The sequence below is a fragment of the Halobacillus sp. ABA4_118 genome, from assembly GCF_056160205.1.
The window spans coordinates 2781286-2801869 of the sequence record NZ_JBSWWS010000001.1; the positions used below are offsets into that span (position 1 = coordinate 2781286).

21 protein-coding genes are annotated in these 20584 nt (G+C 44.6%); 20 read left to right on the forward strand and 1 reads right to left on the reverse strand.

What is annotated here, in order from left to right:
- The first annotated feature begins 4 nt into the window (after positions 1-4).
- The 15 genes from ACXAGL_RS13990 (at position 5) to ACXAGL_RS14060 (ending at position 15528) form a co-directional block, all read left to right on the forward strand.
- The gene (locus tag ACXAGL_RS13990; protein WP_474991414.1) at positions 5-625 is read left to right on the forward strand and encodes an ABC-three component system middle component 1; all 621 of its coding nucleotides are present in this window, start codon (positions 5-7) and stop codon (positions 623-625) included.
- On the forward strand, positions 615-3554 hold the full coding sequence (locus tag ACXAGL_RS13995; protein WP_474992378.1) for an AAA family ATPase: 2940 nt from the start codon (positions 615-617) through the stop codon (positions 3552-3554). The genes ACXAGL_RS13990 and ACXAGL_RS13995 overlap by 11 nt, the downstream gene beginning before the upstream one ends.
- A gap of 1000 nt (positions 3555-4554) precedes the next feature.
- On the forward strand, positions 4555-5034 hold the full coding sequence (locus tag ACXAGL_RS14000; protein ID WP_474992380.1) for a nucleoside/nucleotide kinase family protein: 480 nt from the start codon (positions 4555-4557) through the stop codon (positions 5032-5034).
- Between the two features lie 368 nt (positions 5035-5402).
- Positions 5403-5693, forward strand: coding sequence for a hypothetical protein (locus ACXAGL_RS14005; protein WP_474991415.1), 291 nt, complete (start codon positions 5403-5405; stop codon positions 5691-5693).
- A 932-nt stretch (positions 5694-6625) separates the two neighbouring features.
- Entirely contained in the window at positions 6626-7258 is a 633-nt protein-coding gene (locus ACXAGL_RS14010) for a lysozyme family protein (RefSeq protein ID WP_474971782.1), read from the forward strand.
- Positions 7255-7500, forward strand: a complete 246-nt coding sequence (locus ACXAGL_RS14015; RefSeq protein WP_474991416.1) for a hypothetical protein — start codon at positions 7255-7257, stop codon at positions 7498-7500. Before ACXAGL_RS14010 ends, ACXAGL_RS14015 begins: the two co-directional genes overlap by 4 nt.
- A gap of 94 nt (positions 7501-7594) precedes the next feature.
- Entirely contained in the window at positions 7595-8017 is a 423-nt protein-coding gene (gene fosB, locus ACXAGL_RS14020) for a metallothiol transferase FosB (protein WP_474991417.1), read from the forward strand.
- A 14-nt stretch (positions 8018-8031) separates the two neighbouring features.
- Positions 8032-8772: a class I SAM-dependent DNA methyltransferase gene (locus ACXAGL_RS14025; RefSeq protein WP_474991418.1), complete on the forward strand. Its 741-nt coding sequence runs from the start codon at positions 8032-8034 to the stop codon at positions 8770-8772.
- On the forward strand, positions 8763-9332 hold the full coding sequence (locus ACXAGL_RS14030) for a histidine phosphatase family protein (protein ID WP_474991419.1): 570 nt from the start codon (positions 8763-8765) through the stop codon (positions 9330-9332). Before ACXAGL_RS14025 ends, ACXAGL_RS14030 begins: the two co-directional genes overlap by 10 nt.
- Before the next feature lie 11 nt (positions 9333-9343).
- On the forward strand, positions 9344-9997 hold the full coding sequence (locus ACXAGL_RS14035; protein WP_474991420.1) for a YdbC family protein: 654 nt from the start codon (positions 9344-9346) through the stop codon (positions 9995-9997).
- 16 nt (positions 9998-10013) lie between these two features.
- Positions 10014-10382 carry a VOC family protein gene (locus ACXAGL_RS14040; protein WP_474991421.1) on the forward strand — a complete coding sequence of 123 codons (369 nt, stop codon included), beginning with the start codon at positions 10014-10016 and terminating at the stop codon, positions 10380-10382.
- Complete coding sequence (locus tag ACXAGL_RS14045; RefSeq protein ID WP_474991422.1) at positions 10379-10729, forward strand: nuclear transport factor 2 family protein; 351 nt, start codon at positions 10379-10381, stop codon at positions 10727-10729. The genes ACXAGL_RS14040 and ACXAGL_RS14045 overlap by 4 nt, the downstream gene beginning before the upstream one ends.
- Before the next feature lie 223 nt (positions 10730-10952).
- Positions 10953-11669, forward strand: a complete 717-nt coding sequence (locus ACXAGL_RS14050; protein ID WP_474967991.1) for a phosphatase PAP2 family protein — start codon at positions 10953-10955, stop codon at positions 11667-11669.
- 102 nt (positions 11670-11771) lie between these two features.
- Positions 11772-15161, forward strand: coding sequence for an SCO7613 C-terminal domain-containing membrane protein (locus tag ACXAGL_RS14055; protein ID WP_474991423.1), 3390 nt, complete (start codon positions 11772-11774; stop codon positions 15159-15161).
- Between the two features lie 49 nt (positions 15162-15210).
- Positions 15211-15528, forward strand: a complete 318-nt coding sequence (locus ACXAGL_RS14060) for a hypothetical protein (protein WP_474991424.1) — start codon at positions 15211-15213, stop codon at positions 15526-15528.
- Positions 15529-15620: 92 nt separating this feature from the next.
- On the opposite strand, the gene ACXAGL_RS14065 is transcribed toward ACXAGL_RS14060, so the two are convergent.
- Complete coding sequence (locus tag ACXAGL_RS14065; RefSeq protein WP_474991426.1) at positions 15621-16787, reverse strand: MDR family MFS transporter; 1167 nt, start codon at positions 16785-16787, stop codon at positions 15621-15623.
- A gap of 115 nt (positions 16788-16902) precedes the next feature.
- On the opposite strand from ACXAGL_RS14065, the gene ACXAGL_RS14070 reads away from it, so the two are divergent.
- The 5 genes from ACXAGL_RS14070 (at position 16903) to ACXAGL_RS14090 (ending at position 20575) form a co-directional block, all read left to right on the forward strand.
- Positions 16903-17436, forward strand: a complete 534-nt coding sequence (locus ACXAGL_RS14070) for an AraC family ligand binding domain-containing protein (protein WP_474991427.1) — start codon at positions 16903-16905, stop codon at positions 17434-17436.
- 45 nt (positions 17437-17481) lie between these two features.
- Positions 17482-17718, forward strand: a complete 237-nt coding sequence (locus tag ACXAGL_RS14075) for a helix-turn-helix transcriptional regulator (RefSeq protein WP_474991429.1) — start codon at positions 17482-17484, stop codon at positions 17716-17718.
- A gap of 128 nt (positions 17719-17846) precedes the next feature.
- Positions 17847-18359 (forward strand): NADPH-dependent FMN reductase, encoded by a 513-nt coding sequence (locus ACXAGL_RS14080; protein WP_474991431.1) that lies wholly within the window; start codon positions 17847-17849, stop codon positions 18357-18359.
- Between the two features lie 18 nt (positions 18360-18377).
- The gene (locus ACXAGL_RS14085) at positions 18378-19922 is read left to right on the forward strand and encodes a GAF domain-containing sensor histidine kinase (RefSeq protein WP_474991432.1); all 1545 of its coding nucleotides are present in this window, start codon (positions 18378-18380) and stop codon (positions 19920-19922) included.
- Positions 19919-20575: a response regulator gene (locus tag ACXAGL_RS14090; protein ID WP_474971769.1), complete on the forward strand. Its 657-nt coding sequence runs from the start codon at positions 19919-19921 to the stop codon at positions 20573-20575. Before ACXAGL_RS14085 ends, ACXAGL_RS14090 begins: the two co-directional genes overlap by 4 nt.
- Positions 20576-20584 lie beyond the last annotated feature (9 nt).

Sequence of the window (20584 nt, forward strand, 5' to 3'; positions counted from 1 at the left end):
TTCTTTGCAAATTGAAGAGTTGATTATAAAGTTTAAGCAGATGGGTTACGAATTAATGGAGTTTGAGCCTTTTAATGCTGAGTTGTCCGATAATGGAATACAGATGTGGGTGAAGGACTCAAGATTAATCTTTGCCAAAGAATACGAGGCAAAATCATTATTTCTTGACTGGTACATTTCCGAACAACCATTTATAGCGAGCATATATAATTATCTGCCTGTAAAATACAAGAAAAATATTTATTTTTTCATGATTCTAAATTTTGATTTAGATAGTGATGATGATTTAGCACTTTCAATAAATAAGGTTGTTAAAGATGAATACGTGTGTAAGAAATATGTTTTCAGATCAGTAGAAGAAATTACGGATGTTCCTTTTCTAAGCAATCAATTTATTAAAAGATCACAATTTGATTATGACCAGGAGTTCAAATCTGGGATGTTAAATTCTTCCGTTATAAATGAGAATGCTGGTGAAGAAAAGCAAGACCTTAATAGTTTTTACTCATTAGCGAACAACTTGTTAGATTACTATTTCACTTCGTACTCTGCCTCAGAAGAAAATAGTGAACTTGAACAAGATATCTTAAACATAGGAAGGGGGAGTGTAAGTGATGAAAATTAATCGACTTAAATTAGAGAATTTTAGAATATTTAGAGGTGTCCATGAGTTTAACTTGGCTGATAAGAAAGTAATATTGATCGAGGGTTCAAATGGACATGGTAAAAGTACAATCTTTGATGCTATAAGTTGGGTGTTTACTGGCGAATTCAATCGCTTTTCTGGTAGTAGCGAACAAACTAAATTTAATTATCTTGTTAATAATCATGAGTACCAAAAGGAAACTTATAGAGTCAGTGTAGAAGTAGATATAGTTAATAGAGATGGGAATATAAGTACAATCAAAAGAGAAGTTAGAAAGCTATTATCAGGGAATGTAGTCAAAAAGCTTTATGTTGATGGGCAGCCATACTCTATTAGAGAGGGATTAAAAGTAATAATCAATCTAATTACAACAGGGAGTTTCTTAAATCAAGAACAAAAGTTAAACAGCTTTACTTCAATATTTGCTGCTACTCAGATTTTATCTCAAGAAACCTTAGAAGAATTTGTGAAGGTTGATAAACCAACTGATAGATATGCAAAACTGGAAAACATACTTGGGCTCGATAAGTATGGGAAAGAATTAAAAAATTACATTAATAAGAGTAAAACTGCTTTTGAGAATGAATTAAATCGTATAGATACAGAACTCAAGGATGTTGAAAGCGAAATAAAGCGCCTTGACACACGATACAAAGATAATGAATATATTCTAGACTACACTGGCGAAGTCAGTGAATCGAGTTTGATTGATATATTAAATACATATTTTTATTCTTTACCAGAACATCTGGTGAATTATAATACTGTGAAAATCAAAAGCTTGGAAGAGGAAGATATTCAAAGAATTAGAAACCAAAGAAAGGATCTAGAGAATAAAAGTAGAAAGTTAAAAAATTTAATTGCTAGGATACATAGATTCGAGTTATCTAATTCTGAACTTATCGATGAAAAAAGAAAACTTGATTTTTCATATAAAAACTTTGAAGATGCCAATAATGAATTGGAAAGAAGAGAACGCGGAAAGGTATTAGCTGAAAGTAGAAAGAATCAATTGTTATTACGCGGAGAGGATCTTCAGGAAATAAAATTATTACAAGAGGAACTAAATGATCTCAAAGGTAAAGAAAGAGAAATAAAGAATTTTATATCTTATGTGAATAGTAATATAGAGATGAAAAAAATTATTGAACAATACAATAACTACAATGACTTTATACATGTATTTGAAAGTGAAAAAGAGAGAAAAGAGAACACCTTAAAAAGGTTGAAGTTAAAGGATAATAATCAAGAACTAGAGAAAATAAACATGAAGATAGACAGCATAGAGAGCGAAGTTAAAGTCAATAAAGAACAACTTGAGCAAGCATACAGAGATAAGGAGAAAAAAAACCAAGTAATTGAACAGTTGGAATCTAAGAAGAAGGACATTCGTGCAGATAACTTTCAACAGATTACTTTCTCTTTGCAAAGGAGTCTTTTAGATAGAGAGTCTGAAACGGAGTGCCCTGTGTGTGGCAGTGATTTTGAAAATGTAAACACTCTCTTAAGTCATGTTGAATTTAAGCTGAGAGAAGGCCAAGAAAAGTACGATGAAGTCGATATAAAGCTCAGCGAAGAGAATTCAATAATATCCAAAATAGAGAATGATATAAAGTCCCTACAAGAGCACACTAAATCTTTAGAAGAAAAATTCAATGTACTGCTTAAAAATAAAAGTTCTCTTGAAGGTAAGATAATATATCTTGAGTCTATTGTTGGTGATGTGTCAGAATTTGATAGGGTTATCATAGAAAGTTTACTTGATAAAATAGAAAACTTTTTAAATGAACATGAACATCATTATAACTTAGCTAAGGATGTTATTAAAAGGTCAAATGAGTTAAATTCCTTAAACGAGAAAATCAATTTAAAAGAAAAAAAGAATAAGAATTTAAAATTACATTTCAAAGGAAAATTTTTAAATATTTCCAATGAAGATGATATTAATGCAAGAGTAAAGAAATTAGACGAATACTTAGATGAAAATGAAAAATCATGTAAACAGTTGAAGATAAGAAAAGTTGAACTTGAATCTAGTATAGATAGTCTTGAAAACAAGATTGATCAGATCCACTATATCGCAAAGACTTTAGAGTCAGGTTACCCAGTATCCTTCGAAAGGTATAGCATAAATGAGTTTCTCAATTTCATGAATCAACAATTAAAAATGATATCAGGTATAGATGCTGAAATTGCAGCTAGATTAAAGAACGTTTCTGCTTTTAAAGAAAAAGATAAGTTGACGGAAATACAAAAACAAAAGGAAAAAATAGTTAATGTAAAACAAAACATGAATTCTGAGCGTTCTTTAGCAAAAGAAAATATAAATAATATTGAAATTCTTAAAAAAATACACACAAACGTTCAGAGTGATTTGATAAACAAGTATCTTAGGGACAATAGCAGTATTATTGATCAATTCTTTAGACAAATCTCGCCTCATGCATATTATAAACATGTCAAACTCGTAACGAGAGCGAATGACTTGTATGTTTTACTCTCTGAAGAAGGAGATTGGGGGCAGCTAGATGATTTAACTAGAGAACAGCTAAAACAAGAAGTAAATGCAAATTTAAATTTCAGCGCAGCACAGTCCACAATCCTTGCACTAAGTATCTTCTTAGCTTTAAACATTACGCAAAATTGGAGCAAGCTTAACATAGTTGGAATTGATGACCCTTTCCAACATTTAGACGATGTTAACACATACTCCTTCATTGATGTGCTGACATCACTTATTAATAACGAAGAAAAACAAATTATTATTAGTACACACAATAAGAACTTCTCTGATCTACTCATGTCAAAATTGTCTTTACCTGATGAAAATGTGCAAAAAATATCAATTAATTCTTACAGTAAGAAACATATCGATATTACAGCAGCAAATTACAAATTACACCAATAGTACCGGCAACTATCGGTCCTTTTAATCTGGAACAATGCTTATTAATCTATTAAATGACCTCGGATTTGATTCCAAATAAGGGAAGTGGACAAAGGAAGCGATGGAGGGTTCTAACGCTTCCGACAAAGCATTAAAATCACCCCTGGCTTCGATTATCTTGAAGTCGAGTCTTATAAAAACGGGGGCGTTTCTTCAATTGAAGGATCGCCTTTTTTACATTGGTATAGTTTGGAAATGTACTCCGTTGGTAATAGAGGTCAGTAAGGACAGTAAGGACAGAGATTAAATATAGGTAGTAGGAGAAGAATTGCAATATGAATAAAAGAATTAAAGATCGCATTATCTCTGCACTCGCTTATGCAGTCGCTGCTATTCTCTTCGGATACTTCATATTCGGTGAAATGAACTGGTCACTTGTATTAGGATTAACGCTAGGCGGTTTCACTTTTCCTATAACAGGCAAGTTTTGGCGTAGTAACACATCGTAAAAACCTCTCGAATTCAAGTCTTAAAGACATGGGGGCAATTGTTCAATAAAAGTAATCGCTTTTATGCTAACGAGCAGATTGATACAAGGTATTATTGGAGGAGATAACAATTAAAGATAAATTAAAATATATTTCCTACTACATAGTTAGTCTTTACATTATCCAATTTGTCTTAAGTTTATGGACGGAGAAAGAGATAGATTGGGCAACTTTTACTGGATTGAGCATTGGCGGGGTAATTGGGATAGTAATTATAGATAAAATCAAGAAAGTCTTTGGAAAAGACAAAAATTAACATCATACCATTATTAAACTAACTGGGTGTTAGTTTAAGGTCTGCTTAAACATACCTCGATATCAAGTCTTCCTTTATAGGGGGCGGTTGCTCAATAGAGTACTTGCCCTAATGTAAATAAAGTATAGACAAACGTAAATATTGGAGGAATATAATGAAAAGAAAGTCACCAATGGTAATTGCTATTGCTGCGGTTTCAGGCGGAGGATAAACGACAATTGCTTCTTGCTTAAAAGGGAAGTTACCAAATAGTAAAACGATATATTTTGACGATTATGATTTTGATGGTCCTAAAGACATAATTAAATGGATTGATAATGGCTGTAATCCTGATGATTGGGACTTATCACCGCTTATTAGAGATATAAAACAGTTACTTGCTGAACCTCAGGATTACATAATATTAGATTTTCCATTTGCATATTTACATAGTAAAACAAGTAATCTTATTGATTTTGCAGTGTTTATTGATACTCCATTGGATATTGCAATGGCACGTAGAATAAATAGAGATTTTAAAAGTGGATCTGCTAAAGATATAATACTGGATTTAGATAACTACTTAGCTAGAGGGAGGCGTGGTTATCTTAATATGTTAGATACGACAAAACCAAATTCTGACCTAATTGTAGACGGTGCACTACCTAAATTTGAGGTTGCTGGTATTATCACTCAAAAGGTGATGAACATAGGATGAGATGAAATCAATCATAGAGTCAATTAAGGATAATTATAAAAAACTGTTAAAATAATAGCTATTTATTTCGTTGTAGCAGATAAGCTTAAGTAGATTATCTTGAAATCGAGTCTTCCGCAATAGGGGCAATTCTTTAACAGAAGAATTGCCCTCTTCTTATTGTTTTGGGCAGGTTTGTGGGAGACTCAGTTTCGAAGTAATTGATTCAATTCATAATTGGAAAAGGTTGGATTGTTAATGGTATGGTTGTAATATCTACAAAGTTAAAGGAGGTAGGTTAGGTGTTTTCATGACTTTATTTTATGAAGTCATTCTAAGTTACTGAAATGATATTAGTGTGGTGATTTTGACGAATAGGAGGATTGATGGTGAGGTCATTTTTCTTAGGGATAGCATTATTAGTTAATCTGTTTTATATTGCAATCACTCTTTTTGGTCTAGACAATTATTTAGGTATTAGGGTAGGTAATTATAATGCTGCATTGGGAGTTTTGCTATCTATCAGTTTAATTTTTTCTTTGTTTATCTTTTTTTATGAAAAACGAAATCACAAAGATTCTTTTAAAACCTTCTCTTTGATAGCGGTTTTTCTTAGTATTGGAACGTTTAGTTGGTTTATCTTTCTTAATATTTTAGGTTTATTTATAGGTACGGCTTAGAAAATAATTACTTTCTTTCTTATTTATTGAATTATATGTTGTGTTAGTTGATCATTAACTTCAATATCTTGAAATTGAGTCTTACTGAAACGGGGCAATTCTTTAATAGAAGAATCGCCCTATTCTTGTTTTGGGCAGGTTAGTTAAAGGCTTGATTTCGAGATTTCAGGCGATTTGAAACTCAATTGGGATGGTACCGTATATGTATTAAGAACGTCCTTTTGTTAAATTCATCGGCAGCACCTAACCTAGCTTGTAGTGTCATAGCTTAGCTTGTTATACGGGATCCAGGTCCCAACCAGCCTCAAACGTGTTTCTACAAGTAGGGGGTGGACAGTATTCTGGACGGAATCAGAGTCCCACGGGGGCGAACGTCCTACCCGGCTACTTAAAGAATAACCTATAAAAATAGGTCAACCAGATAAACTGTTTAACCTTATAATACGAACGGGGGCGACTGTTTAAAAAGGGGGGAAAGGAAGATTGAAGAACTTCATGAAATATCTGATTATATTTGTATGGTCTGTTAGTTTTTATTTTAATCCAAAACTGCCCTCGAATATTTAATGTATAATACAACGTCAACGTTATTTAATCCTTTTATCTAATGGATGACTTAGTTAGAAATCTGCTTCAAGATATCCGGAATCACATCTTAACGTAAAAAGGATTTAGTTGAATAAGTCAAATACAAAAAGGACCTTTCATTAAATTGGAAGTTCCTTTTTGTAATAAAATCAACAGTGAACGTTAACAGTTCCTTCGTTTAAAAGTTAGAGAACATTCTGTTGGTCTGTATGGCTGTATAGGGGAGTAGAACAGGACTTTTGGAATACTTTATAAGCTCTTCAGTGTACGGTTTCATGAGCATTTATTCTATCAATCTCTTCATCCTATTGTATGATAAAGAGAGAAGAAAAGGAGGAAAGGCAATGGCATCCAGTAAACGTAACGCATCCGGCCCGTGGAGACCTTTTCTTTTTCTCCTTTTAGCGGCCGGTCTTGTTTATCTCATCGTACAGGAAGCTGGTGGTGGTGGAGTGATGAGCAGTATCGTCGAAGAGGAGACGGACCCGCTCTCAGACAGTGTCCGGCAGTATGAAGAGGAAGTGGAGAACTACGCAGCGGAAGAGGGGATTGCAGACCAGTCGGATGTGCTGCTTGCCCTTATGATGCAGGAATCCGGCGGCCGAGGAGATGATCCGATGCAGGCGTCTGAGTCCTACTGCGGGGAAGTCGGGTGTATTGAGGATCCGGAAGTATCGATCCGGCAGGGCGTTTCCTACTTTGCCACAACGTTGGAAAAGGCAGATGGCGATGTCAAGCTTGCCCTGCAGGCCTACAACTTCGGGGCTGGCTTCATCGATTATGTCATGAACCGTGGCGGTGAATATACACAGGAACTGGCCATTTCTTTTTCAGCGGAAAAATATGAAGAGTTGAAGGATACGGGGGAATACAGCTGTATCCGGGAAGAAGCGGAGCAGTATGATGCCTGTTATGGGGATATCTATTATGTAGATGCTGTTCTCGATTATTATGAAGAAGAAGGTGGCGTATCATGAGTGCTTTTACAGCGATCACCTATGATGTCTGTCCGCACGAATCATTATTTGAAGCTATGAACCGTTATGAAATTGAAAAGGAAGAGGATATAGAGGCTGCTACAGCCAGAGCGGCCGCGCAGGATGTGGCTCCTCTTGTCGAAGTCTATCAGACGCCGGCGGAAAAGGGAGCCGTTCCGCTGCTTTATCAGACATATACCTTCGAAGCCTACACATGCCGCTGTGGAGAACCCCGGGAATGAGAACGCATCCCGGGGTTTTTTGTGTGGAATATGATTGAAAATATTCAATTATTTTGAAATAATAAACGAAGTTTCATAGAAAGGGTGACGGTGGATGAAGGCAGCCGGATTGAACCATCTTCTTTATTCAGTCTCCGACCTGGAGCGCTCCATCCATTTTTATCAGGACATTTTCGGAGCGCGTCTTCTTGCGAAGGGGAGAACGACCGCTTACTTTGATCTTGCAGGGATATGGGTGGCCCTTAACGAAGAAAAGGATATACCGAGGCCTGAGCAGGCGTTCTACACGCATACCGCTTTTTCCATAGAGGAAAACGAACTCCCATCAATGGTCTTGAAGCTGGAGGACCGGGGTGTAAACATTTTGAGCGGAAGGGAAAGGGAAGCCGGCGATCGGTCATCGGTCTATTTTACAGATCCTGATGGGCATAAATTCGAGTTTCATACCGGGACATTGGCGGACAGGATGGATCATTACAAAAAGACGAAGCCGCATATGGAATTTTATGATGACTGATCAGGAGGGGCAGGATGGGATACAACGGTTCATCTATTTATGACGAAAATGAATTTTTTGATGCTTTTTTACACCGTCGCAACCGCCATGATAGTCCGAATAATGCGATGGAAAAGCCGGCTTTTCTAAACATGGTGGGAGAGGTTCATGACCAGCGGGTGCTGGACCTCGGCTGTGGGGATGGCTCCTTTGGATTGGACCTTTGCAGGGCCGGCTGCCGGATCTATGAGGGAGTAGAAGGATCAGCAAACATGTTTAAGGCCGCACAGGAAAACTTGAAAGCCGCCCGTGCCCGTCTTCACCATACAATGGTGGAAGACTTTAGAATGGGACCGGAAGCCTATGATCTGATTACTTCAAGGATGGTGCTCCATTATATAGAAGAGGTGTCCGTTGTCTTCCGAAGCGTCTATCAAGGCCTGAAGCCCGGCGGCCGCTTTGTATTCAGTGTGCAGCATCCGCTTCTAACATCGACTACAGCGCCGTCTGATCAGCCTGGGGGGCGTACGAACTGGGTGGTGGATGATTATTTTCATAGAGGAGAGCGGAAGGAACATTGGATCGATCATGAGGTCATCAAATATCACCGTCCTGTAGAAGCATACGTTCAGGAACTTCTGCAGGCGGGGTTCCGGATAACAGGACTGAAAGAAGGCTGCCCGGAGCCGGACGCTTTTCTTGAGAAAAAGGAATATGAACGGCGCATGAGGATTCCTCTGTTTCTTATTTTAGGTGGTGAAAAAGGGTGGATGTGACCTTTGTCCGACATGCGGAAGCTTGGCATACGGTGAATCCGCCGGAAAGTCTGCACCGCCGGCATCCCGCTTTAACTGGAGAAGGAAAGCAGCAGGCAGCAGAACTGCATAAGACACTTCCCCTCAGGAGCGGGGACTTTGTCTACATCAGTCCGACGGTCCGTACACTTGAGACGTTTCATTACTGGAATCACTCAGGAGAGGCAGAGGGAATGGTCACTCCTTGGGCAGGGCCACGGATTTTTCCGCAGAGACCGGGATGTAAAACGCTCCCTTGTGACGAAATAATATCTATCGAAGAAGTATCCGCTTCCTGTCTCCATGTGGATGAGATATGTGAGCCTGAATTATGGGACCACGGCATCAATCATATGAATGATGAGGTATTCTTCGATCATGGTCGGCGGTTTCTCCATCGGTGCCGAAAATGGAAAAAAGGGAGAGTGTTTTTATTGTCCCATGATGGAACTATCACCTCATACAGGGAGATCCTGGAATCCCGTTCCCTTACAAGGAAAGATTTTTTGTTGGATGCTGGCTGGGTACATGTGCATGGATAAGGAGAATCTGCATGCTGATCAAATTAATCAAATGTAAAGTGAGTCCTGAAAAGAAACAGGCCTTTTCCGAAGCGCAGGCTTCATGGAGCCGGCTCAGGGATATACCCGGATTTTTAGGGCAGGCCGGCGGCTGGAGCAAAAAGCATCCCTGCCGTGCTTTTATTCTTGCTTTCTGGGAGGACCGTCACTTTTACGACACCTTTATGAAGAACAACCATGATGAGATATTTCATCAGTCAGGGCAGGATCAGATGTACGAGAAGCTGGACGTACAATTGTATGAACCGCTGTTTAACATCAAGGGCTCTGAGCCTGCCGGAATTTTTGGAGAGGGAGCCTTTCTGCGTCTGGCATTCACTCATGTGAAAAAGGAAAGAGTTCAAAGTTTCCTTGAGGTGCAGGAAAATGTTTGGAATCCTGGAATGGCTTCATCTCCGGGAATGACCGGCGGATTTTTCGCCGGGCATACAGAGAGTGAGAGCTGTTACCTTATTTTATCGAGCTGGGCAGATGAATCGTTTCATAGACGTTATCAATCGGATGTGTTTCCGAAACTTCTGACAAACGCTAAACCTGGAGATCTTGTGTCTACACTGACAGGAGACGGATGTGTCATCGAGGAAAGCTGGCGGGTGATGCCGGCTTTAATGGGGCGGCATTCTTGAATGGAGGAGAATGAGGATGATTGATAGAAAAGGAAAAGTCGTAGGGTTTGAACTAAGCAGTCAACAGCCGGAAAAAGCGGCAGCCTTTTATAAGGGAGTGTTCGGCTGGGACGTCGGAGAGCCTTCCTGGGGGTATGCCCCGGTGTCAACCGGTCAGGAAAACGGGCTCTATGGCGGCATTTCAAAAGGAGGCGCTGATTTCCCGCACGGCGCCCGCATCCAGGTCGAAGTGGCCTCCATTGATGAAACGATGGCCGAGGCGGAGCAGAGAGGCGCTCTCGTCGTAAAGGAGAAAATGGAATACGAGGATTTTTACCTCGCCTATCTCGTCGATCCGACTGGTATCGGCTTCGGACTTATTGAACAAAAGGTGCGCTCATCATGAGCGTGCATGCCCATCTATATCAGCAGGAAACAGAGCTGTTGACGGCCGGGGTGAGGTCTTCGAGAGAAGAACTCGACCGGCGGCTCGCCGATGACTTCCAGGAAATCTCCAGCACCGGTGCTGTCTTTGGAAAAGACCATGTGCTCGAACGTCTGCCTCTGGAAGAGGACCGCGGTCTGTCATGTGAGCAGTTTCAAGTACAGCAGCTCGCCGAAGATGCTGCACTGACCACTTTCCTGCTTCATATCAAAGAGACAGGGAAAACGTCATGGCGGAGCTCCATTTGGAAAAAGTACGGAGACTCGTGGAAGATGGTTCATCACCAAGGGACCCCGACTCCGAAATGAACGCACGCACAGGACTTGTTCCTGTGCTTTTTTTGTGCGTTTTTCCATGAACATATGGTTTGATCAATGATTTTCTGGAGGCAGCCAATCGTTTAGGAGTATCTCAACGAAATGGCAGATCTATCAACGAACAGGCTGATCCAGACATTTTCAGTTGTTTGCGCAGGGTGTGGGGAGGGGTAAGAGAAGAGTAGTTGAACTTGGGTGAAAGGAGATCATCATTATGCTATTCCGTGGTATTCATCCTTCCGAGCCCTCCAAAGCCTCTGTCGTTACAGTCATCATCGGCTTCTTTTTGATGGGTGCGGCGTTTTACGGCTTTATTGAGCTGGCGGAAGATGTGATGGAAGACGAAAAATTTGCGGTCGATCAGGCCGTGTCGAATATAACAGCATCGCTGTCCACCCCTGGACTTGATCAGTTCATGGGAACGGTGACGGAGCTTGGATCTGTCTGGTGGATCACGGCTGCTTCTGCTGTGACGCTGATTTATCTGGCTTTCTTTTCTAAAACGAGCCGGTGGCTGTGGGTGTTCTTCCTCGTCAATATGATCGGCATCAGTGCGTTAACAAAGGGCCTCAAACTGCTGTTTGAACGGCAGCGTCCGGAAGTGCTGGAGCAGTATGACGGTGTGGGCTACAGTTTTCCGAGTGGTCATTCGTCAGGAGCGATGGCTTTTTATGGGTTTTTGATTTATCTGGTCGTCATCAGCCCCCTTCATAAAAAATGGAAATGGACGATCAATGTTTTTTTATCAGCGGTCATCGTTCTTATCGCTGTAAGCCGGACGTTTATCGGGGTGCACTATTTCACTGATATCGCTGCAGGTCTCGCGCTTGGTCTCGGCTGGCTGCTGATCTGTATGGCCGCGCTGGAAATGATGATGTGGCGCCGGCGCAGAAACCATCAAGCCTCTGAAAAACAAACGATGTCGTCCTGATGGAAACGTCCGGCTCTTCAAAAGAAGGGGCGGACGTTTTTTTATTCGCGACCCAAATATTGCCATCCTGGTGTTACAATGGATGGGATAGGAGGGAGAGCGATGGGGAAATATGCCGATCAGCTGAAAGATGAATACTTCCACGAGAGGCTGAATCGATTGCGAAGCGAAGGCTACATCGATGAAGCGACTTATACATATGTGAAAAAACAAGATCAACACTATAAGGAAGCCGTGGCCGCAAGGATCGAGCGTCAGGAAGCTTCCGAACCCGTTAATAAGGAAAGTCCTATGCCGGCTGAACCGGTAAAGAAGGTGAAAAAGCAGAAGTCACCGGAAGAGGTAAGGGAGCGGAACATTACGTGGTCCTTGATCCTCGGAGTAGCCCTGCTGCTTATGACAGGGGTGATTCTTGCAACGAGTCAATGGGATCAGATGGGGCCCGGGGCGAAGCTCACGGCCATCATTGGAGTATCCCTCTTCTTCTTTGCGCTCAGTTACGGGACGAAAAGGGTGCTTGGCATTGAAAAAACGGCTTTCGCCTTTTTGACACTCGGCAGTTTATTGATTCCGGTAGCCATTCTTGCAGCCGGTTATTTTGAACTGTTTGGCAGCTATTTTTCGTTGGACGGAGAAGGGTGCTACATCCTGGGGGTGTCAGGAACGCTGGTCCCACTGCCTTTGTATATCCGCCATGCCATGGTTTACCGCTCGCGGCTGTATGTATGGATATCGCTGGTTTTCATGAGCATGACCACGGCGTTTGCGGCCGGGGCGCTGCCTGTCGGTACAGATGGGTTTTACCTCATCGTTATGGTCTACAACGCTGCTCTGCTTGGAGGGTATATCCGTTTTAGAAAACAAAAGCGCTGGCAGCTGTTTACGAAAGAACTGCCGTTATATACCCAGCTGCATCTCGTCTTATCGACTCTGTTCATGCTCTTCTTTTTTGAAGAGGAGGTCTTTTACAGCTTTAACCTGCTGCTTACAGCGGCCATGTATATGGCGATGGTATTTATCTACGGGACGAAGGAATATCAATTCGTCTTTTCCGCAATGCTCGCCTATGCTGTCTATCAGCTCGTTGAACACTCGCCGCTGCAGCACATTGAAGAGGTGATATTTCCCGCGGCAGGTCTGCTTTATGTAGGTTTTGCCTATGCCGTGAAGCAGCAGAGCTTTGTCAAAAAGATGTTCCACTATACGAGTGGTGTCGTTTCCATTTGTGCTTTTATCTATATTACGTTCCAGAGTCTGCAGCTCCGTGCTGAACAGGATTCCTGGCTGCTTCTGGCTGCGTATCTGATCATCATGATCAACTACCTGCTGCTTGCTGTTGTTTCAGGACGTGCCATTTTCAAGTATATGGCTCCGGTTTTTTATATAATCAGTGCCGCTCAGCTCTGGTCACTGATTGGCAGTGGACCGATGTATCTGTTTGTCTATACTGCCGCTGCGCTTCTCTGCCTGTACCCGGGCGTTTGGGGAGAAGGACGCTGGCTGCAGCCGGTTAAGTTCAGCAGCTTTTACATAAGCCTGCTGGCCATGGCTGCTTGTATTACGCTGACTTGGACGATGGAGGCCTATGGTCATCTATCGCTTCAGTTTCTCGTGAGCTCAGCGCTCGCCGTGGCCGTCTATAAAAAGGGAGCTGAACAGGATTGGCGATGGACGGCCCAGTGGTTTCATCCCGCAGCCCTCTTGACTTCCATGATTCTCATCTACCAGCCGATGACAGACCGGCTTCCGGCGTATGGAGATGGTTTTGGATATTCGTTTCATTTGGCGTGTTCCGGGCTGCTTCTGTTAGCCGGAGCAGGCGGTTGGCGGCTCTTGAAGGAAAAACCATTGGAGATCAAGATGTTTTACATCGGGCAGGGCACCTATATCGCAGCTATGGCTCTGCTGCTTGTCGATCCGCTCGTGGATCAGATATTTGTCCGCCCGCTGTTATTGTTTATCGGTTTATTCGTCACGTACGGTTTGACAGTTTATGGATCGAAGGCGTCCCTTTGGATTTTTCCGGCCTTAACAACAGCGGGTTTTTACTTGTCGCTCATCAAACCCCTGCCGCTTCCCGGATTTGAAGGAGCGCTCGTATATAGTCTGTTTGCACCGGTATGGCTGCTTGTCCTAGCAGAAAAAGGGAAAGCGCTCGGGCTCCGTCCGTCCTTTTACGTGCTGGCTCATGGTATGCTTCCGGTCATCATCGGGTTGATGTGGCTGACGACGCTTGGAACAGAGGGCGTTCATCCCCTGTTTTTCCTTGTCCCTCTTGGTGTGTACAGCTGGAGCTCCTGGCGGGAAGAACGAGAGATTGGCCGGCGGTTGATGCTTTATGCCGCTGCCTTCCTTGTCTATGTTTTGATTTACACGCTTTCAGAGGAGTGGGGTCTTTGGACGCTGATTCCGGGCGAATATGCGTTTATGATGACTACGGTTATTCTCGGGTTCGTCTGGACCTTTTTGTCTCATCCATGGAAAAAACGCCTGGACTGGTTTTTGATCCCATTTTCCATTCTTGGTCTTGCGCTGATCATGAGCCGCAGCGGCCTTATAGCTTCCTGGGAAATTGCACCTATGTGTGCATACGTCATCATCACGCTTGTGTTGATTCATCTCCGCCGCTGGTGGTATGTCCTGTTCCTGCCGCTGCTTCTCACGCTGTTGATGTGGGAGAACATCGGACAGATTTGGGGCAGGGACGTATGGATTCCGGTTCTTGCATCTGCGGCTGTGCTCGTGTACGGGGCAGGTTGGTACCTGTTCCGTTCTCTCATCGCTTCCAGACAGAAAGTCGATGCCTATGCGTTCACCGCCCTGCTTTATATCGGTTTTCTTACGATCTATACGGCAGCCTACGGGAACGCATGGGTGGAAGTCCTGCCGCTGCTTCTCACAGGCTCGTGGATGATGGTATCCGCTTCAAGATGGAACCGTCCCTTGTTTGATAAGGTGTCCTACACGATCGGGAGCGTCTGTTTTTACATGGCGTATCTTTGGATCCTTGTTGACTATGATGCCTACGTTCCTGATCTATTGGAAGCTGAACTGTATACCCTGCCGCTGCTGTTCGTCCTTTATCTGTTACGAAAACGAACGTGGCACGAGTACAGGGTGGCCATGAGTCACGTGCAGTCCGCGCTCCTTCTTTTCATTGCGGCCTATCTTGTGAGCGATGCGATCATCAGTCATACGCTCTGGGATGCGTGGATCATTGGCGGTTTATCCGTCGTGTCCATGTTGGCGGGGATGCAGCTGAAGATTAAATCGTACTTTTTTACAGGAATGGGTGTGCTCATTTTCAATGTCATCTACCAGACGAAGCCCTACTGGGGCCGGGCGCCGTGGTGGGTGTACCTGTTGACGGCAGGGTTGTTATTGATCGCGACGGCCAGTTACAACGAATGGCAGAAGCAGCAGTCCGGTAAAGGAAAGCCTGTGGAACGGAAACTGAAGAAATTGTGGCTCTCGCTTAAACAATGGGATTAGCACGCTTTTAGGCTTCTGTCATACGATGGGGAGAAAAAGGAGGGTCTCGATGATGCATCATCCGTCTCATAGGTCTCCCCGAACCGGAGGACAGAAGCAGGGAGCGAAGGATTTCTTCCATCAGCACCTTTATCAAATGATCCAGATCGAAAATCATGATGGTTCCGTTCATGCCGGCATCCTGCACAGCTTCGACGACGAACAGCTGTATTTGCTCAAGCCTGCCGGTCAGCATCAGGTGCCGCAGAGCCAGGGCAGTGCTGACAGCCGTTTGTTCTTTCCGTTTTTCGGTCCTTTCGGTTTATTCGGCTTTCCGTTCTGGGGCATCCGCCGTTTCGGTCCCTTTTACCCTTACTACTGGTATTGAACGGGCCGCCTTGTTTACGTATATCATTTAACCCGTCCCAGGATAAGAGGAGAGGACGGGTTTTTGTGTGAGTGCTTCTGGATGCACATCCATCATCCGGCCATCCTGTCTGGTTCATCCATGGAATAGATGGTCAGGCGGTTTGTCTGAATGAATCCGCCGATGATCAGGAGGATTCCAAGCGTGGAAAACAACCATCCTCCACCGAAAAAGGAAAGCATGAGGCCGCCTGTGAATGGACCAGCGGACCGGGAGAAATCCCAGTGCAGGCCGAACAAGGCGAAATATCTTCCTTTATGAGCCTGCGGGGCGATTGTGCTGATGAACGTCTGCATCGGATTGAGCACCAGAACAGCCCCAATACACAACAACAGCTGTGATACAATAAGTCCAACGAAATGAGTGGAAAACGCAAAACCAAAAGCAGCGGCTGTATAAAACAGCCATCCGGTCTGGATGACCCGTATCCGCGGCCATTTTTCCGCCCAATGGACAAGCAGGACTTCAAAGCAGATAAAGAAGAGCGTGCCGGACATCTGCAGGACTGAAAACGTCCAGAGGTAATGTTCCATATTCTCTTTCAAGTAAATCGGCCAGTTCGTTTCCATCTGGGCATGAAACAGACTGATCGGCAGCATGCTGCAGGCAAGGAAGGCTGGTTTTTTATAGGGGACAGGCTTCCGCTCTGAAACTTCTGTAAGGACGCCGGTCCATGACTCCGGCAGCCACAGCCAGACGATCAAGGCATAGATGGAGGTGAGCACGGCCAGCAGAGCGAACAATAACGGTGGATGCCAGCTGAAAAGCACCGCTCCAACCGCAGGTCCGGCCAGGGCGCCGATATTTGAACCTGTCTCCAGCAGCGCAAACGTCCGTGTTTGTTTCTCCAAAGGAACCGTTTCTGATATCTGCGCCCTGGCCGCAGGGATGTAGACAAACCGCCCAAGGCCATTCAAAAAAGCACAGACGGCAAACGTCCATACATCTTGAGCCACGATAAATCCAACCATCGCCGCTAGTTGAAACACCAGAGAACCTAAAAGCACTGGTCTTCGGCCGAAGCGGTCGATCCACCTGCTGAAAAGCAGTGTGAAAAGAATTTCCGTGAAGGGCTGGATGCCAATGACCAAAGCAGTCAGACTGAGGTTTTCGTCGAATCGGTCATACATATACAGAGTTAAAAACGGAAGTAAAAGGATGGAGATAAAGGATAGGAGCGCATGCCCGCCGGTCTGAATCATTATCGTCCGTGTTTCCATTACTAAGACCCCTTTCCTTAGGAAGTAAACCTATTGTATTGGAAAGAAGGAAGGGCGGACGTGGCGGTTCTTGCGGTTATATCAGCAAATCTTGCTCAATAAAGGAAGATGCAGCATGGAAATGAGGCTCGATCTCGAGCATACCGGAGTGTTACTATTCGATTTACAGCAGGGGGAGGCGGATGAAGCGCACCCTCACGACCATTACCAGATCAGTATTCCCATGTCCCGGAGCATCGCCGTCCGCCATAACGGTACGCATCTGCATCTGGATGCGGAAAAAGCACTGATTGTGCCTCCTGGTGATGTCCATCAGCATGAAGCTTCAGGGGGAGGGATGATTATGCTGATCAGCTTTAACGAGACTGTTGTCCGGAAGGTCCTGGAGGGGCGGCTTGGACAAAGTGTCTCCCCCGTAGATTTTTCAGCACTCCAGACCGTTCCCGCTGCAGTCGTGAAGGAAGCAGAAAAACAGATGCAGACAGCGGCTTTTCAAGGAATCGATCAGGTACTGTCCAACGAGGAAGCTTTTACAGAAACCATCCTCACCCATATAGAGGGCTCTCACACAAACTTATGGCAGCAGGCAGCAGCCGATCATCTTCACAGTCCAGAAGGGATTGCTGCCCAGGTACAGGCCTTTGTATAAGAACATTTCAGGGAGGATCTGACGCTGGATGTGGTCGCCTTTCAAATGAATTTGAGCAAATACCATCTGCACCGGGTGTTCGTGAAACAGATGGGACGGACGCCAAGAGCGTACATTCATGAGATCCGGCTGGAGGAAGCGGCAAGACAGCTGATGAATCCAGGACGTGATATTACGACAACGGCCTTTGATGTGGGGTATCAGTCCCTCAGTACGTTTTCCAGGGCCTTTAAAGCCCGTTTTGGTGTAACGGCAAAGGTGTATGCCGATCAACATCGATGAGAGAAAGCTGTCTCGATTTTTCAATCACGAACGAACGTTTTCCGTCCAAAGTTGTAGAAAAAGTTCCGTCATTTCCCGGAGTCCGGTTTTTCCTTTCAGAGATAGGATAAGAGCAAGGAGGAATCGAAATGAACATAACAGTGATTAGTGGAACACCAAGAAAGCAGGGACGGACAAGGCAGGCAGCCACAAAGGTGGCGGAGAAGCTTCAGGCTTCGCTGATTGATTTGAGTGAAGAGCAGCTGCCTTTATTTGATGGTACAAAACAGCAGGAGCATCACCCGGCTGTCATGAAATTCAAAAAAACCGCAGCGGAAACGGACGCGTTTGTCTGGGTATCTCCGGAATATCATAACGGGATGAGCGGAGCCTTGAAAAATGCGCTCGAATTTCTGGATGGGTCCTATTTCAAAGGGAAACCAACCCTTCTGTTTTCTGTCTGTGGCGGAGGAAAAGGCGGTATAAATGCGGTCAACCAGATGAGGACGGTCGGCCGGGGCCTGTATGCCATGATACTTCCGCAGCAGATGGTCTTCGACCCGGAGGATTTCGATGCGGAGGGCGGATTAAAGAAAGGAACGGAGGACCGGCTGGACAGCGTCCTTGCTGAGTTTCACCAATACCTTCCCGTAACAAACTGATGGAAACGGAGGAAAAGGATGCGTACGTTTGACCGTGTGGAAGAATTAACAATCATGAAAGGGATCGCGGAAACTTTGAATCTTTGTAACGACATGCATGAAATGCTCCAGGCTGTCCTTGAGAAGCTGTTGGAGCTGACCCATTTGGAAGCGGGCTGGATCTTTCTCGTTGATGAGGAGCCGCATTATACGCTGATCGCCGATTACGGTCTGCCGCCGGCGCTTTCCAGAGAGGAAAAAGCGCCGATGTGTTCGGGTGACTGCCACTGCCTGCACCGCTATTGGAACAACAAACTGACAGAGCCGGTCAATATCATTGAATGCAAGCGGATTACAGAAGCTGTGAAAAACAAACGTGGAGACACGGAGGGAATCTCCCACCATGCAACGATTCCCCTTGGCGACGGGACGGAATTCTTCGGGATATTGAATATCGCAGCCCCTTATAAGGAACATTTTTCAGAGGAAGAACTGACCTTGATGCAGTCCGTCGCCTATCAGATCGGAACCGCCATCAAGCGGACGAGGCTGTATCATGAGGAACAGAAAAGAGCAGAGCTTTATGAAAAGCTGAATAAGGTGGTTCGTTCCATCAACAAGGAAGAAGACATCCCTGGCATATGTCAGACCACAGTCACGAAAGGAATGGCTCATTTTGGCTGGCAGGCGGCAGCCATGTACGTGAAGAACAACCATGTGTACATAAAACAAGCGTCAAGCGGCGGGGAATTTTCGGAAGAGATTAAGCAGGTTCCAGAAAAAAACGGAGAATCAGAGGCCATCCATCCCATCACCATAAAGGACGAGACCGTTGGGCTGCTTCATACGGTCTCAGGCAGCAGACAGCCTTTTCAGCGCAGAGATACTGAAGTCCAACAGGCCCTCGTCCGGAACATGGCTCTTGCAGCTGAGAGTCTGAACCTTCAGAAAGAACGCCGGGAGCTTTTGCTGCATGAAGAAAGGAAGCGCCTTGCCAGAGATCTGCACGATTCAGTCAATCAAAAGCTTTTTTCCCTTTCTTTAACTGCCCGTGGAGTAAAAGAAATGATTCCAGATGACCGGCAGGACCTCCGGGAGATGCTGGAGGACATGCTGCTGCTTTCTCAGGAGTCCCAGAAGGAAATGCGGTCGCTGATCTGGCAGCTCCGTCCGGTCGGGATTGAAGAAGGGTTGAGTGCAGCTTTGAAAAAATATGCCGTCCATCTCGGCATCACGCTGGATATCGATATGGAGCAGGTCCCGGACTGGTCGGGGAATGCGGAGGAGACATTATGGCGGATCGGCCAGGAAGCCCTTAATAATATCAAGAAACACACCAACGAGACGAGCGCTGCCGTCCACTTTTATGAAACAAAAACAGGGGCAGGTATGGTGCTATCCGATTGTGGTCCTGGAATCGATGATCATGAAGATGCTGAGGCCCGCACCCTTGGATTGACAAGTATGAAAGAGCGGGCCGAACTGGCCGGCGGTTCGTTTTCCATTCAAAGTGTGAAGGGACGGGGGACAGAAGTACGAGTATTTCTCCCTCATAAGGGAAACCGAAAGGAGCGGATGGAATGAGTATACGGGTGATGCTCGTCGATGATCATTTAATCGTTCTGCGCGGACTGAAGTTCTTTTTGAATACCCAGCAGGATATCGAAGTGGTGGGAGAAGCGGAAAATGGCCGGACGGCATTGGAAAAAATGGAGGAGTGTTCTCCTGATGTCATCCTGATGGATTTGATGATGCCGGTGATGGATGGGGTAGAGGCGTCTAAGGAGATTCTTCAACGGTATCCAGAATCGAAAATCGTCGTTCTGACCAGTTATTCCGATCAGGACCACGTTATCCCCGCCCTTCAGGCAGGTGCGTCCGGATATCAGCTGAAGGACGTAGACCCGGATGAGCTCGTCCGGACCATCCGCGCCGCTCACCGAGGTGAAAAACTGCTCCACCCGAAAGCGACCCAGTTGCTTTTAACGGAAATGAACCAGAATCAAACAGGACGGGCTCCTGATGCTCCGTTCAAGCTGACGAAACGGGAAAAAGATGTACTCTATCAAATTACCCTTGGAAAGAGCAATAAGGAAATAGCTGCTGCTTTGTTCATCACAGAGAAAACGGTGAAAACGCATGTGAGTCATCTATTAAGCAAGCTCGACGTCCATGACCGCACCCAGGCGGCCATCTATGCGATGAAGGAAAAAATGTTCGAAGAATCCAGCAGCTGATTCAACGGT